Raw genomic sequence first — 14881 nt, forward strand, 5'->3', positions numbered from 1 at the left:
AACGCAATCCATTAACGATTAAAGAAAGAAACAAAACAACAACGAGAGTATGCATAATAAACAAAAAACCCGAGATGACAATAATATAACTACGAAAAAAAACCAAAAAAACATTACTCCACATGACAGTGAGAATTCAGGAATAAAAACCACGAAGACACCTCATCCCAGCAAATGGAATAATCCCAACCAAAAAAAAATAAGATATTACTTAGAGGGTGTGCGCTTATTATTTCTCATAAGTGAACGCGTGATAGCATAAACAAAGCATGACATAAGGGAAGGGTTAACCGCTAGGATTTAAACAATCTTTTTTTCGTCATAAAAAATCAAAGCCGCCTTCTAAGAAGGCGGCTTGTTTAGTGTGAACGACAGAAAAATCGGCAACTACTCTGCATCTCGCAGCAGCCAGTCACCGCTGGAGATGCGCTTTTTACCGGTGACCGAACGCTGATACACGTACAGCCAGGCACTACCGTAAGGGGTGGATAACAGCTCACGCTTATACTCACCGCCTTTGGTCCTGAGCGCATCCAGTTCGCCCAGCGTGGAGGCATCAATTCGGTACACTTCACAATAAACCTGGCCCTCACCCGCTACAACGCCCGGGTAATGACCAAGATTGTAGAGCACGTAGCCGTCGATCTGATGATCGCCCAACCACTGCCCGTTCGTCATCCAGTGACTGTTACCTTGCTTACGCCGCAGGCTACCATAGACAATTATTCGCATTGCTAAAACTCAAACTGATAGAGCACATCCAGTGCCTGATCGATACCAGACACGGCTTCCAAATAGAGTTTGGGCATCAGGCGGTAACGCAGCGTTAACGTCGCCAGTGAATCAAATATGCCAACACCGTATTTTACCTGTAGACCCGGCAGTACATAGCCACTGACCTGCACCTGCTGACTATCGCCAACCCCTGCAGTATCCAGCGCCAGATTACTGACCCCGAAGGTCTCACCGATTTTACCCACAACCTGACCACTTTGTGCAACCCCCAATCCTACCAGAGCGGAAGTTAATGCATCACTATCGCTACCAGAAGCGCCTAATCCCTGTCCGCGAAGCAGATAGGATAGCGCTTCCTGTTGCGATTTCGCCGGGTCAGAGAAGATCTCCACCTTGGGTTCATCCGCCAGTCCGGTCACGCGCACACCTGCGGTGACATCATCTTCAGTGGCTTCCGGGTTTCGTATCGCTTCGATATTAACGTAGGGTTGATCGGGCGGGCCGGAGAATTGCAGCTCACCTTTACGCACAATCAGGTCCTGACCGTAAGCGTGGAAACGACCCGACGGGATATTAATCTGGCCATTCAGTCCCAACCCTCGTTTATCCTGAGCCAGCTTCAGGTCGCCGTTCAGCTTTGCTTTCAGACCGAAGGCGCTCAGACGGACATCATTACCGACGTGAATAATCAGGTTGCTGTTAATGGGAATACCGCTGGTTTTGGGTGCCACCGGCTTCAGATCTTTATCAAGCATCACCTCGTCAGAAGAGACACCCACCGCACTTTCCGGGACCTCCTGCACCGTAATACGGGCCCACGGGATATCCACACGTCCGTCCAGATTAAACAGCTCTGGCGTCGCTTCAAATACCAGGTCTGGCGAAACATCCATCCTGACCATCGGTGGTACCGTGACGCGGACCCTGCTCCCTTTCGCCGCAATACGGGCACGCCATGCTTCCAGCTGGTTCCAGTCTGCATCGCCGTTTAAGGCAATCTGCCCCTGTGATGTCTGGATGGCGCCCTCCAGGGTAGAACTCATACCGTTAAACACCATCGACAGGTTAGCGGCTGTCAGGTCCACCGGCATGAAGCTACCGTCAACGTCAACATTGCGCAACCCAAGCTGACCGTACACCTGCGGCCGTTGCAGATCGCCCCCCAGACGCAGATTGCTGTTGAGCATCCCGGTGATTTTCTCTCCTTTCATCAGCGCAGGGTTCAGCATTGCCAGCGACAGGCTGGTGATGTTGACGTTACCGGACAATGTCCGCCGCCCTTCGGGATCGGCAATCTGCACGTTACCATCAAGCTGACCGTTGTTGGCAATGCGGATCAACCAGTCAAGTTGCGCCCGGCCATTTTTCAGGGCGGCGTTCAGGTTGAGCGTGCTGAACGCGATCGGCAGGGTATTGCCCTGCACATCCTGCTCCACTTTTACACCGTTGCCTTTCAGGGAAACCCGTCCGGTCGGCAGCGCGCCATCGGCAGTCCAGCTGACGTCCGCATCGCCGCTGAACACGCCGGTCAGTTGGGTAGCTTCCGGCATAAACGGCTTGATCATCGCCAGATTGAAGCGGCTGAGGACGACGCGCGCACGGCCCGATGGCCCGGCTTCGATGGTTTGCGGCACACAAAGTTCTGCGTTAGGATTCTGCCAGCAGTGAGGTCCGATGCTGACCGTCTGTTTCGCATTCAGGTAGTCCAGCGCGATGGCGCGGGTTAAGCGCCACTCCCCCACCGGCGTATCAAAGCGGGTGTTGTTAAGATTACCCTGCCAGCGCTGTGTCGCACGATCAAAGCTGCCGTTTAGCGCTAACTGCCCTGAGACCGGTTCCCCCTGGACGACGAGCTTCATCTGATGCTGCTTTTCAGTGCCGCTGGCATCCAGCGTCAGCAGATTGACCGCCAGTGCGTCCTGCTTAAGCTGTTCAACGCGCAGTTTAAGCTTGCCCTGGATCTGCTCGCCCGAACTGACGTCACCATCGAGTTTAATACGCCCAATGCGCATTGCCTGCCAGCGCAGTCCGGTCGCCGTCAGGTCGGCCAGCAGCTGCGGGGTTGTCAGGTCGCCACGGGCGCGGATGGTGCCTTTCGCTACACCGCCGAGGCCCGGCAGTGCATTGTCCAGGTGCTGAGCATCAATATCAGCATCCAGGTTCAGCTTATCACCCAGCGATCCTTTCAGATTGACGTTGTTACGCCCCAGCACCAGCTTAATCCCGGGGATATCCCACTGATTGTAACTGTTACCGTACAGCGTACCGTCAGCGCTGACCGCATTATTCCGCACGTTACCCTTAAGTTTCAGCTCCGGGACGCGCATCTGCCAGCTACCGCCGTACAGGCTGCCACGCGTGGAGATTTTGCCATCCAGCTTCGCCGGCCAGTCAGGATACTGTTTCGCGGTGTTAATGCCTGACAGCGTAAGCTCGCTGCGCCAACTTATCGCTTTCCGCCAGTCCACCAGCGCCGTCAGATCGGTATTGCCCTGCAGGGCCGCCAGCCGCAGTTTATCCAGCGAAAACTGTTCAACGTTGCCTTTACCGTCCAGTGTCAGCGTCGCTGGTGGCAGATCCTGTCCTTTCAGCGCGGCTTTCAGGGACATCACGTAGTCTGTCGCCTGACCTTTGAACGTAAAGTTAACATTGTCGGCCTGATACTGTGCCTGCCCATCTAACGGCCAGCGCAACTGAGGGCTTTGTAAGGTCATATTCAGCGGTAAGCCCACTTCAGCCAGCCTCGTATCCGCATCAAGCTGTGCGCGCACCGGACCGGAAAGGTTCAGTCCCAGCGTCAGCGTATCGCGCAGCCCACCGCCCAGCGTCATTTTGATCTTCTCACCTTTGATCGGATCAACGTTGATCTGGCTGTAAAGCGTGAAACTCACCGGCCAGTCACCGCTGAGTGTCGCCTGCCCCTGAGCGTTAAGCTGTCCCTGCGGTGAGTCGACATCCAGCGTCTGCAACTGCAGCTGATTATTTTCGGTTTTGGCCTTCACCAGCAGTCGCTGTACAGCGATATCGGTATCCCCCGTAATCCGCAGCTGCTCGCCGAGGATCTCCTGCACGTCGACATCCAGCGGCAGGGTAAACGCCGGCAGATCCGGCAGCACAGGTTTAGCAAACATCGCCGTGAGTGTTTCACCCAGCGAGGGTTCACCAGCAGCAGGCCGCTGCACTTTCGGCTGAACAACCTGCTCATCGGCGACTTTCGCCGCCTTCGGCAGCGCAATCAGTAAACCCTGAATATGCGTCGGCGTCAGCGTCATAGAACGCCCCTGCCAGTGCAGCCCGCTGGTGAAGTCGGCCAGCGAAATGGCCGTATCATCAATTTTTATATTGATGTTATGCAGCGCCAGCCGGCTGAGGGTGAGGGGATAAGGGGTGCTGATGTCACCGCCGCTGCTCTCTTCCTCTACCGGCGGGTTGGCGGGTGGCGGCATCTTTTTGCTGTCCACAACCACGTTGACGTCTTTCAGCGCCAGGTCATTGACGCAGAACGCGCTCTGCTTCAGGCAGCCGAGCTTCAGGGAAAGATGAAGCTCACCCGCATTGACGGTAACGCCCGGCATTTCATACTTCACGCCAGCGATCGTCAGGTCACGCCAGCCGCCTTTGACCTGCTGGATATCCAGCCCCGGAACCCAGCGGGCCGCTCCGTTCAGTACCATATGCAGGCCGCTGGTCGTGCCAATGAGAAATGCGATGCCGCCAAACAACAGCACAATAAAAATCAAAATGCCAATCAGGCCCTTTTTCCACCACTTCATAGTTCAGGCCCCAGTCCAATGTAAAACTGAATATCGCGATCGTCCCGATCGCCAATCGGCCGGGCTATGTCCAGCTTGATCGGCCCGACGGGGGACTGCCAGCGCACGCCAAAACCGGCACCGGTTTTAAAATTACTCTGCTTGATATCATTGACCGCCTCACCGGAATCAACAAACACCGCCCCCCACCACTTTCCGGTGACGTTATATTGATACTCCAGCGATCCGGTGGCCAGCTTGGAGGCACCGGTCAGCTTTCCTTCGTCATCCCGGGGGGAAATACCTTTGTACTTATAGCCGCGGATGCTGCGGTCACCCCCGGCAAAGAAACGCAGATCGGGTGGCACTTTTTCAAAATTATTGGTTTCAATCCAGCCGAGGTTGCCCCGCACCACAAACCGGTGTTTGTCTTCCAGCGTGCGGATCCAGACGTTTTGTGCCTGCATCACCGCAAAGTCGATATCTGAGCCCCAGGTGGTGTCAGAAACATCGACTGAGTAGCGCTGCGAGTCACCCCACGTCGGCATCAGACCGCCGCGCGAGCGCGTACGGTTAACGCTGACACCCGGGTAGATCAGCATCGTGGTGTTGGTGACACTGCCCTGAGTAAAGTGGTCAAGACTCCAGCGCAGATTGACGGCGCGTTGCCAGCCGCTGGAGCTGTCCCAGTAGCGTGACGCGGCCAGCGTGGTGGAGTCGGCCTTGGTGTCATTAAGATCGGTACGTTTGAGTCCCCCCTGCAGCAGGTAATACTGCTCCAGCGGGCTTTTGCGCAATGGCATCTTATAGCTGAAATCTAACTGCTGTTCCGGTGCCGAAATATTGGCACTGGTACTGAAGCTGTGCCCACGGTCATTGACCCAGGGCTTCTTCCAGGTGGCCTTGACGCGCGGGCCGACGTCCGTCGAGTAACCGACACCGGTTTCAATCGTGTTCTCGGTGCGCGGCGAAACGACGCCATGCAGCGGCAGCACCTTGCTGTCACGTCCTTTATCAAATTCGGGGGCAATCACCACCGAATTAAACCAGCCGGTTGCGGATAAGCGGCGGTTAAGCTCTGCCAGATCGCGGGAAGTGTAGTAATCCCCCTTTTTGAAGGGCACCAGATTTTGCAGATAATCATCACGGATTTGTGAACCTTCGAAGCTGACATCGCCAAAGCGATAGCGCTGGCCGCTGTCATAATCGAGATCCCAGAACGCCTCACGACGTTCCACCGACACGCCCAGCTGACTTTTGCGGTAGTCACCGTCAAAGTAGCCTTTACGTAACGCCATATTGCTCAGCGAACTTTTGAACTTCTCGTAATCACCGTGGTTAAGTATCGTACCCAGCTTGGGTTTTCCGTTACGCACCAGTGCCTGATAATCTTCATCCGTGCGGGCTCCGCCGCGCAGGATCACCGTTTCTCCGGCGATTTTCACCGGCTTCCCCGGCGTGACCCGGGCCAGCAGCACCTGGCGTTTGCCGCCCTCAGGCGGTGGCAGCAGCTCGAAATCGATCTGCGGTTCATAGTAACCGAGCGCTTTAAGCCCTTCTTTTACGGCATCGCTGACGCGCGAACGAAACCGCCCGTCGGAGGTGACTTCATCATTGGTGATGGTGGATAAACGTGCCCTGACGTTCTTTTGTAATTCCCCGGATAACCCTGTTACCTGCAAACGAACATTCGCAGCCTGGGCGACAGGCGCGACGATCAGCAGGCAAGACATGCAGTACACATGAATTCGTGGCACGCTTACTCCCGTTTTTATTGCCAGCCCGCAATCCAAAGGGCTTAATCTGGTAAAAAATAATTTGCCTGGCGTTTAAAAAACGTGCAATGAGTATCACCCTACCCACTCTTCCGCTTCGGTCAATCGGAACCTAAGGCAAATTTTGTGCTTATTCTCTGCAAAGTCACGCCACGTTACAACCCGACATCGCAATTAGGTTTAAATGGAGTGTAACGTGCTATCAGTATGAGACAAGTCACAAACCCTCACACTGGCATAAACGCCCCCCTTTTGGTCAGACAGGCAGGCTGTCAGGCGGCGTCGGGTAATAAAAAAGAGCAGTCAGTGCATCCGTCGATAAACCCGATGTTTTTTGTGCCTTTATAATGAATCCACGTCTGATCACTGCCGCAATTGTAAGCGCCCGACACCACAGCTATAATCACCCCACAGGACGCACCGCGACCTGATTACCCTTCTGCCCCGGCACACGGCCGAACCGCAGACATTTTTGGCACGGATAGCCCTGAATCGCTGAACTCCCTGATGTGATGTACGCAGAACCAAAACGCTGCGCGCTGCCCAGGCCAAAAATGACAAGTGATTAACCCGGCCTTCTCTTTTCGCGCGATTGCTTTCCTGATTGCCCACTGAGCCGAGCCAAATAATGGATGTTTTATGTTAGACAGCTTCCTTGTCATCGTACTGCTGATCGCCATCAGCTCATTTTTTTCTCTTTCAGAAATCTCGCTGGCGGCCGCTCGCAAAATAAAACTTAAGCTGCTGGCCGACGAAGGCAATATCAACGCACAACGCGTACTGAAGATGCAGGAAACGCCTGGCATGTTCTTTACTGTGGTGCAGATTGGCCTGAATGCCGTGGCGATCCTCGGGGGTATTGTCGGTGATTCCGCGTTTTCCCCCGCCTTCCGAACGCTATTCGAACGTGTGACAACACCGGAAATGGCGGAGAGCATCAGCTTTGTCTGTTCTTTCACGCTGGTCACCAGCTTGTTTATCCTGTTTGCCGATCTGTTCCCCAAGCGTCTGGGCATGATCGCGCCGGAAACCATGGCGCTCAAAATCATCAACCCGATGCGCTTCTGTCTGTTCCTGTTCCGCCCGCTGGTGTGGTTCTTTAACGGTGGGGCCAACATCCTTTTCCGCCTGTTTAAAATCCCGCTGGTGCGTAAAGACGACATCACCTCTGACGATATCTATGCGGTAGTCGAAGCCGGTGCGCTGGCCGGGGTACTGCGTAAGCAAGAGCATGAGTTGATTGAAAACGTCTTTGAGCTGGAATCACGAACCGTGCCCTCTTCCATGACCTCCCGTGAGAACGTGGTGTGGTTCGATCTGCACGAAGATGAGAGCAGCCTGAAAGAAAAGATTGCCCGCCATCCGCACTCGAAGTTCCTGGTCTGTAATGAAGATATTGACCATATCGTGGGCTACGTCGACTCTAAAGAGCTGCTGCTGCGCGTGCTGGGTAACCAGAGCATGACGCTGAACAGCGGCCTGCAGATCCGTTCGGCGCTGATCGTTCCCGATACGCTGACGCTGTCCGAAGCGCTGGAGAGCTTTAAAGCCGCCGGAGAAGACTTCGCGGTGATCATGAACGAATATGCCCTGGTGGTCGGTATCATTACCCTTAACGACGTGATGACGACGCTGATGGGCGATCTGGTCGGTCAGGGAATGGAAGAGCAGATTGTGGCCCGTGATGAAAACTCATGGCTGGTGGAGGGCGGCACGCCAATTGATGATGTCATGCGCGTACTGCATATCGATGAATTCCCGCAGTCCGGTAACTACGAAACGATTGGCGGCTTTATGATGTTTATGCTGCGCAAGATCCCGAAACGTACCGACTTCGTAAAATTCCACGGCTTTAAGTTTGAAGTGGTGGATATCGACAGTTACCGCATCGACCAGCTGCTGGTGACCCGCATTGATGCGCGTCCGACCACGCCGGTATTGCCGAAAGATCCTGAAGAACAGCCGTAAGGTCACTGGCGTCCCGGCTGGCTAATCTCACCCACAAAAAAGGCGCTAAAAGCGCCTTTTTTTCAGTTAAATTCGGTCTGTAACCGCAGAACCTGCCGGTTCACTTCCGACATTACACTGTAATGCTGCTTATCTTTAACGCGCGGGATGAGGATTTTACCCTTATCAAACTCAAACGCGCCGACATCCTTGATATACAACCTCCCGCGAAACAACGTCTTAACGTATTTCGCAACCTGCAACGGGTTATATTTTTGGAAGATTTTCATTTTGAATCCACTCCTGAAACATTAACTACGCCTCGTCGTGGCCAAGCCGGACACGAACCGGTGAAACGCAAAGTGCCATAACTATAGAACATCGTTTGCTTCCAATGTTCCTAAAATTGAATTTTTTTACTGTGTTTACACATCATGACAGAACTCTCTGTTACCTGACCGTACACACGCAGTATAAACCTTCAATATGCAGGGATTTGTGCGATGTGTTGCAAAGATGTTATTTCGATGCGACAGCAGCATCATCCGCGCTTATTATTTCAGTAGCATGACTAACTGATCAGACCACTTACACTACTGGAGCCACCATGAAACTCGCCCGTCATCTCGCGATAATGATTTCCCTGCTGCTGCCCTTCAGCGTCGCCGCCAGTAACATCCGGGTTGACCAGCGCCTGGCCCCCGTCGGCGTGGAAGATAAGGGAGAACTTGTCTATCAGAAGGATCAGTTTAGCTATAAAAACTGGAACAGTGCCCGGCTGAGCGGAAAAGTGCGGGTCATCCAGCACATTGCCGGCCGCTCATCCGCGAAAGAGCAAAATGCCGCGTTGATTGAAGTGATTAAAGCGGCGAAGCTGCCGCACGATCGCTATCAGACCACCACTATTGTGAACACCGACGATGCGATCCCGGGCACCGGCATGTTTGTGCGCAGCAGTATCGAAACGAATAAACAGCAGTTCCCATGGTCGCAGTTTATTGTCGACAGTCAGGGGGCAGTGCATCGGGCATGGCAGCTGGAAAGCGGCGGCTCGGCGATTATTGTGCTGGATAAAGAGGGGCGGGTGCGCTTTATCAAAGAAGGTGCATTGACGCAGGATGAGGTGAAGAAGGTGATGGCGCTGTTAACGACATTACTTCAGCGGTAAGCGTTAGCGGCCGACCCGTGCTTCGATCGGCCCTGCGGCCGCTATGTTGAACCTATCCGGGCCGATCCGCTTTTCCGGCCGGCCCCTGAAGATCAATAAATGGACACGCGGAAGCCTGGGTTAAGGAAGGACTCACGCGGCGTATAGTCAAGGGTTTTACCCTGCCAGTCATGCACATGAGCGCCAGCCGCCAGGGCTACCGCATGACCTGCGCCGGTATCCCAGATATTGGTTGGCCCAAAGCGTGGATAGAGCTGCGCCTTTCCTTCTGCCACGAGGCAGAACTTCAGCGATGAGCCTATTGCGGTCGTCTGGTGCTCACCCATCTGCGCCAGATACTCTTTCAGTTCTTCATCTGAGCTGGCATGCGAACGGCTGATCACCACCAACGGCGGACGCGCGTCCTGCACCTGGATCGGCACCTTATGTCCGCCCTCGTCCTTCCAGGCTTTGCCTCCGGCCGCAGAGTACATGACGGCCAGCACCGGGGCATAAACCACCCCCAGCACGGGTTTTCCCTCACGGATCAGCGCAATATTCACGGTGAATTCACCGTTACGCTTAATAAACTCTTTTGTGCCGTCCAGCGGGTCAACCAGCCAGTACTCCTGCCAGTGCTGGCGGACGTTCCAGTCAGCCGGATCTTCTTCGGACAGCACCGGGATATCGGGAGTGAGCGCCGTCAGACCGGCAACAATCACCTTATGTGCGGCAATATCAGCCGCAGTGACGGGAGAATCATCTGCTTTATGCGCCACATCCAGCGGTGCCTGGCCGTCGTATACCTGCATAATGGCATCACCGGCTTCACGGGCTATCTGGCAAATTTGATCTAACACTGTCCACCTCCTGAAAGTCGGGCGTAATTATGGCCCCAGCCTGTATCCTGAAGTCTCTGTAATGAGGATAGCAGCTTGCCGCGTGGGGCGATTTATCCTGATCGATGCGCCAGGCAGCTATTACATTTCAACAGCATAACGTACCCGCCGCTGACGGACACGGTTTCCTGTTATTTTCTGCCTTTTTCCTCTCGTTCCTTACCCCGGAGTAGCACTCAGGCAACGGACAGGGTTAAATCCGCGACTTTCATCACAATTTCCTGTAATGACACGACACAATTTCACACTATTCTGAGATGGTGACGAAAGTTTAAACCGGAACATAAAGGGAGCACGCATGTTCAAGTCTTGCCTTACGCTGACCGCACTGCTGGTCAGCCATTCACTGGCCGCCGCCACGGTGGATTTCCGTCTGCTGGAAACCACCGACCTGCACAGTAATATGATGGATTTTGATTACTACAAAGATCAGCCCACCGAAAAGTATGGGCTGGTGCGTACCGCCTCGCTGATCGCCAGCGCCCGTCAGCAGGCGACGAACAGCGTACTGGTCGACAACGGGGATGTGATACAGGGCAGCCCGCTGGGTGACTACATGGCGGCGAAAGGACTCAGCGAGGGCGATATTCATCCGGTCTACAAAGCGATGAACACCCTTGATTACACCGTGGGCAATCTGGGTAATCACGAGTTCAACTATGGCCTGGATTATCTGAAAAAAGCCCTTCACGGAGCGCGCTTCCCCTATATTAATGCCAATGTCATTGACGCAGGTACCGGCAAACCGCTGTTTACGCCCTATCTGATTAAAGCCGTTGAGGTACGTGACCGTGACGGCAAAACGCACAGCCTGAAGGTCGGCTACATCGGCTTTGTCCCACCGCAGATTATGACCTGGGATAAAACCAATCTGACCGGCAAAGTGACCGTTGACGATATCACTGCCACCGCGAAAAAGTGGGTTCCTAAGATGCGAAAAGAGGGGGCTGACCTGATTGTGGCTATTCCTCACTCCGGGCTCTCCAGTGAGCCTTACCACGCGATGGCCGAGAACTCCGTGTATTACTTAAGCCAGGTACCGGGCATTGATGCGATTATGTTCGGCCATGCTCACGCGGTCTTCCCCAGTGCCGATTTTGCTGACATCCCGGGCGCGGATATTAAACAGGGTACGTTGAACGGTATTCCGGCGGTCATGCCGGGCATGTGGGGCGACCATCTGGGGGTGATTGATCTGGTGCTGAATAATGACAGCGGAGGCTGGCAGGTAGGCAGCGCCCGTGCGGAAGCCCGTCCGGTGTATGACAAAGCAGGCAAAAAATCGCTGGCGGCAGAGGACCCAGCTCTGGTGAAGGTGCTGGCGGACGATCATGCCGCCACGCGTGAGTTTGTCAGCCAGCCGATTGGCAAATCAGCGGATGTGATGGCCAGCTATCTGTCGCTGGTGCAGGATGACCCGACGGTACAAATCGTTAATAACGCCCAGCGTGCCTACACCAGGCACTTTATTCAGGGCGATCCTGATCTTTCCCGCCTGCCCGTGCTGGCAGCCGCGGCCCCGTTTAAAGCCGGTGGCCGTAAAAACGATCCGGCAAGCTATGTCGAAGTGGAGAAAGGACAGCTGACCTTCCGCAATGCAGCCGATCTTTATCTCTATCCTAATACCCTGGTGGTGGTCAAAGCCAGCGGTGAGCAGGTTAAACAGTGGCTGGAGTGTTCCGCCGGGCAGTTTAATCAGATTGATGTCCACAGCAGCAAACCGCAGTCGCTGATCAACTGGGATTTCCGTACCTATAACTTTGACGTGATTGATGGCGTTGACTATCAGATCGACGTCACTCAGCCTGCCCGCTATGACGCGGAGTGCGGACTGATCAATGAAAAGGCCTCGCGCATTCGCCATCTGACCTTTAACGGCAAGCCGATTGACCCGAACGCCCTTTTCCTGGTCGCCACCAATAACTATCGCGCCTATGGCGGTAAATTTGCCGGAACCGGGGATAAGCAGATTGCCTTTGCTTCACCGGACGAAAACCGGTCAGTGCTGGCCGCCTATATTGGCGCGCAGACAAAGGAACAAGGCGAGGTGAAACCGCAGGCAGATAATAACTGGCGGCTGGCACCAATCCACAGCAGCACGCCGCTGGATATTCGCTTCGAAACTGCACCGGGAGAAAAGGCCGCCGCATTTATTCGCAGCCACGCGCAGTACCCGATGAAACAGGTGGGAACGGATGAGATTGGATTTGCTATCTATCAGTTAAAACCGTAACGGTAAAAGACGCCCGGCCGCATTAAGCACCGGGCGTGTGCAGGGCGTTACAGGATTTCCAGCAGTTCCACTTCAAACACCAGAGTGCTGAAAGGAGGAATGGATGCACCGGCACCACGCTCGCCGTAAGCGAGGTTGTGAGGGATCACCAGTTCCCATTTGGAACCCACCGGCATCAGGGTCAGGGCTTCGATCCAGCCAGGGATCACACCGCTGACCGGGAACTCGGCCGGTTCGCCGCGCTGTACGGAGCTGTCGAACACGCTGCCGTCAATCAGCTTACCGGTATAGTGGACGCGTACGCGATCCTGACGGGACGGGATAGCCCCTTCACCCTGCGTCAGGACGCTGAACTGCAGACCGGTCTCGGTGCTGCTGACGCCTTCACGCTGTGCGTAATCTTCCAGGAACTTCTGACCTTCAACTGCCATGGCCTTCTGACGCTCCTGACGCACCGCTTCAGCACGCTCGTGAACTTCACGCAGGGCGCGATGAACGACATCAACAGGAACGGACGGGGCATTCCCTTCCAGCGCATCGCGCAGACCTGCCAGCAGTGCTTCCGGCAGCAGACCCTGCAAGCCAGATTCCTGCAACTGTTGACCGACCTGTAAACCGATACCGTAACTTGCTTGCGCTTCAACGCTGTCAAAAGAAGGGGTTGTCATGGATTTTCCTTTCATCATTGATAAAACCGAAGACGAAGCATAACAGCGCAGACAACGGGCGTAAAATCCCATCTTCCCCTGGTGACTTTTCCCCGGGAAACGGAAACAATAACGCCACTCACTATTAGCACCTGACAGGGTGCTTAAGCCTATACTGGGTAACATTCGGGCACAAAGACAGCCCGGAGGGATAACCCGTATTGGCTCAGCCAGATGTATTCAGAGGTTTAAATGGGCCAGATTGCCCGCAGGCGAAGGAATAAGCCGCTTTTTGTTGCCAGAATCAAACAGTGGTTGATGAAAAGCTCACCGTTCGCGCGAGTATCGCGCCAGGAGGAAGAGACCATGCCAAACGCATCGCTCACATCACGCTTATCGCCGTGGTTCAGCCGCCTCTGGCACCTGCCAGATGAGGTTCGCTGGATGGACCCGCTTCCCCCGCGCCACCGTCGTGGGATTATCGCTGCAGTACTGGTGATTCTGCTGGCCTTCCTGTGGCCCGCCCCCCAGCGCAGCGTGGCCCCGGTAACGCCAATCCAAAGTGGTTCCGGTACTGAGGTACCGCTCCAGGCGGAGATCAGCGAAACTCCCGCACCGACGCCTGCTCCGGTCGAAACCACACCGCAGCCGGACGCCCAGGGCGAGTGGCGTGATTTCACCATTGCATCCGGGCAGACGCTGGCCCAGCTGTTCCGCGATAATAATCTGCCGGTCAATGATGTCTTTGCCATGGCGCAGGTGGAGGGCGACGATAAACCGCTCAGTACCTTACATGCGGGGCAGGCGGTGAAAATCCGACAGAATGCACAGGGCGTGGTGACGGGATTAACGCTGGAAGGGACGAACGGAGAGATTCTGTTTACCCGACAGGCGGACGGGACATTCTTAAAAGCACAGTAAAATCGATTGCCGGATATCCGGCGACGAAAACAGTAACATTTCAGGCTATAAACAAAAACGCCGCCCCGAGGGGCGGCGTTCTTTCATCTGAAACGTCAGCGATTAAGCTTCAGCAACGATGTTTACAGTCAGTTTAGCGAAGACTTCGCTGTGAACCTGGAAGTCCACTTCGTGCTCACCGGTAGTGCGCAGAACGCCGTTCGGCAGACGAACTTCGCTCTTAGACACTTCAACGCCAGCTGCAGTAACTGCATCAGCGATGTCGCGGGTACCGATGGAACCGAACAGTTTACCTTCGTCGCCTGATTTAGACGCGATGGTAACGGTGCCCAGTGCATTGATTTTCTCAGCACGTGCATTAGCTGCGGACAGAACGTCAGCCAGTTTGGCTTCCAGTTCTGCACGGCGCGCTTCGAAGAATTCAACGTTTTTCTTGGTAGCAGGAACAGCTTTGCCCTGTGGTACCAGGAAGTTACGAGCGTAGCCCGCTTTAACGTTGACCTGATCACCCAGGCTGCCCAGGTTTGCTACTTTATCAAGCAGAATAACTTGCATTACCTTATCCTCTTAAAGTCGTTAATGGACAGTTGCCGTTACTGATGACGATCAGTGTACGGCAGCAGGGACAGGTAACGCGCGCGCTTGATAGCACGAGCCAGCTGACGCTGGTATTTTGCGCGAGTACCGGTGATACGGCTCGGTACGATCTTACCGCTTTCAGTGACATAATTTTTCAGCGTTGCGATATCTTTATAATCGATCTCTTGAACGCCTTCCGCTGTGAAACGGCAGAACTTGCGACGACGGAAATAACGTGCCATTTGG

12 protein-coding genes are annotated in these 14881 nt (G+C 54.5%); 4 read left to right on the plus strand and 8 right to left on the minus strand.

Features of this window, described 5'->3' with window-relative positions; all coding sequences use genetic code 11:
- Window positions 1–387 precede the first annotated feature (387 nt).
- From IFU29_RS13210 to tamA, 3 genes are read right to left on the minus strand one after another with little or no spacing between them, the layout of a single operon-like run.
- Window positions 388–732, minus strand: coding sequence for a gamma-glutamylcyclotransferase family protein (locus IFU29_RS13210; RefSeq protein WP_191934322.1), 345 nt, complete (start codon window positions 730–732; stop codon window positions 388–390).
- A 2-nt stretch (window positions 733–734) separates the two neighbouring features.
- The gene (tamB, locus tag IFU29_RS13215; protein WP_191934323.1) at window positions 735–4508 is read right to left on the minus strand and encodes an autotransporter assembly complex protein TamB; all 3774 of its coding nucleotides are present in this window, start codon (window positions 4506–4508) and stop codon (window positions 735–737) included.
- Window positions 4505–6220, minus strand: a complete 1716-nt coding sequence (gene tamA, locus IFU29_RS13220) for an autotransporter assembly complex protein TamA (protein ID WP_191934382.1) — start codon at window positions 6218–6220, stop codon at window positions 4505–4507. The genes tamB and tamA overlap by 4 nt, the downstream gene beginning before the upstream one ends.
- Window positions 6221–6901: 681 nt before the next feature.
- Between tamA and IFU29_RS13225 the strand changes: the two genes are divergently transcribed.
- Window positions 6902–8230, plus strand: coding sequence for a hemolysin family protein (locus IFU29_RS13225; RefSeq protein ID WP_191934324.1), 1329 nt, complete (start codon window positions 6902–6904; stop codon window positions 8228–8230).
- Between the two features lie 62 nt (window positions 8231–8292).
- Here IFU29_RS13225 and IFU29_RS13230 read toward each other — a convergent pair whose 3' ends face one another.
- A complete protein-coding gene (locus IFU29_RS13230; protein WP_062745632.1) occupies window positions 8293–8499 on the minus strand; it encodes a DUF1107 domain-containing protein in 207 nt (68 codons plus the stop codon).
- 317 nt (window positions 8500–8816) lie between these two features.
- Between IFU29_RS13230 and IFU29_RS13235 the strand changes: the two genes are divergently transcribed.
- Window positions 8817–9377 carry a YtfJ family protein gene (locus tag IFU29_RS13235; protein ID WP_191934325.1) on the plus strand — a complete coding sequence of 187 codons (561 nt, stop codon included), beginning with the start codon at window positions 8817–8819 and terminating at the stop codon, window positions 9375–9377.
- A gap of 92 nt (window positions 9378–9469) precedes the next feature.
- On the opposite strand, the gene cysQ is transcribed toward IFU29_RS13235, so the two are convergent.
- Entirely contained in the window at window positions 9470–10216 is a 747-nt protein-coding gene (gene cysQ / locus IFU29_RS13240) for a 3'(2'),5'-bisphosphate nucleotidase CysQ (RefSeq protein ID WP_191934326.1), read from the minus strand.
- Between the two features lie 337 nt (window positions 10217–10553).
- Between cysQ and IFU29_RS13245 the strand changes: the two genes are divergently transcribed.
- On the plus strand, window positions 10554–12488 hold the full coding sequence (locus IFU29_RS13245; protein WP_191934327.1) for a bifunctional 2',3'-cyclic-nucleotide 2'-phosphodiesterase/3'-nucleotidase: 1935 nt from the start codon (window positions 10554–10556) through the stop codon (window positions 12486–12488).
- Window positions 12489–12535: 47 nt separating this feature from the next.
- Here the strand turns inward: IFU29_RS13245 and fklB are convergent, their stop codons facing one another.
- On the minus strand, window positions 12536–13156 hold the full coding sequence (gene fklB, locus IFU29_RS13250) for an FKBP-type peptidyl-prolyl cis-trans isomerase (RefSeq protein WP_191934328.1): 621 nt from the start codon (window positions 13154–13156) through the stop codon (window positions 12536–12538).
- Window positions 13157–13501: 345 nt separating this feature from the next.
- Here fklB and IFU29_RS13255 point away from each other — a divergent pair, with 345 nt between their 5' ends.
- Complete coding sequence (locus tag IFU29_RS13255) at window positions 13502–14056, plus strand: OapA family protein (RefSeq protein WP_244633690.1); 555 nt, start codon at window positions 13502–13504, stop codon at window positions 14054–14056.
- A gap of 102 nt (window positions 14057–14158) precedes the next feature.
- Here IFU29_RS13255 and rplI read toward each other — a convergent pair whose 3' ends face one another.
- Both rplI and rpsR read right to left on the minus strand, forming a co-directional pair.
- Window positions 14159–14611 (minus strand): 50S ribosomal protein L9, encoded by a 453-nt coding sequence (gene rplI / locus IFU29_RS13260; protein ID WP_191934330.1) that lies wholly within the window; start codon window positions 14609–14611, stop codon window positions 14159–14161.
- A 38-nt stretch (window positions 14612–14649) separates the two neighbouring features.
- Window positions 14650–14877, minus strand: a complete 228-nt coding sequence (gene rpsR / locus IFU29_RS13265) for a 30S ribosomal protein S18 (RefSeq protein WP_062745644.1) — start codon at window positions 14875–14877, stop codon at window positions 14650–14652.
- Window positions 14878–14881: the final 4 nt, after the last annotated feature.

The organism is Erwinia persicina, assembly GCF_014838825.1.
Classification (GTDB): Bacteria; Pseudomonadota; Gammaproteobacteria; order Enterobacterales; family Enterobacteriaceae; genus Erwinia; species Erwinia persicina_A.

Bases quoted from the DNA above. Each gene is read 5' to 3' on its own strand.
- rpsR (WP_062745644.1), bottom strand. From the start codon at position 14,877: ATGGCACGTTATTTCCGTCGTCGCAAGTTCTGCCGTTTCACAGCGGAA.
- IFU29_RS13230 (WP_062745632.1), bottom strand. From the start codon at position 8,499: ATGAAAATCTTCCAAAAATATAACCCGTTGCAGGTTGCGAAATACGTT.
- IFU29_RS13225 (WP_191934324.1), top strand. From the start codon at position 6,902: ATGTTAGACAGCTTCCTTGTCATCGTACTGCTGATCGCCATCAGCTCA.
- IFU29_RS13210 (WP_191934322.1), bottom strand. From the start codon at position 732: ATGCGAATAATTGTCTATGGTAGCCTGCGGCGTAAGCAAGGTAACAGT.
- IFU29_RS13235 (WP_191934325.1), top strand. From the start codon at position 8,817: ATGAAACTCGCCCGTCATCTCGCGATAATGATTTCCCTGCTGCTGCCC.
- IFU29_RS13255 (WP_244633690.1), top strand. From the start codon at position 13,502: ATGCCAAACGCATCGCTCACATCACGCTTATCGCCGTGGTTCAGCCGC.
- tamA (WP_191934382.1), bottom strand. From the start codon at position 6,220: ATGTCTTGCCTGCTGATCGTCGCGCCTGTCGCCCAGGCTGCGAATGTT.
- fklB (WP_191934328.1), bottom strand. From the start codon at position 13,156: ATGACAACCCCTTCTTTTGACAGCGTTGAAGCGCAAGCAAGTTACGGT.
- IFU29_RS13245 (WP_191934327.1), top strand. From the start codon at position 10,554: ATGTTCAAGTCTTGCCTTACGCTGACCGCACTGCTGGTCAGCCATTCA.
- rplI (WP_191934330.1), bottom strand. From the start codon at position 14,611: ATGCAAGTTATTCTGCTTGATAAAGTAGCAAACCTGGGCAGCCTGGGT.
- tamB (WP_191934323.1), bottom strand. From the start codon at position 4,508: ATGAAGTGGTGGAAAAAGGGCCTGATTGGCATTTTGATTTTTATTGTG.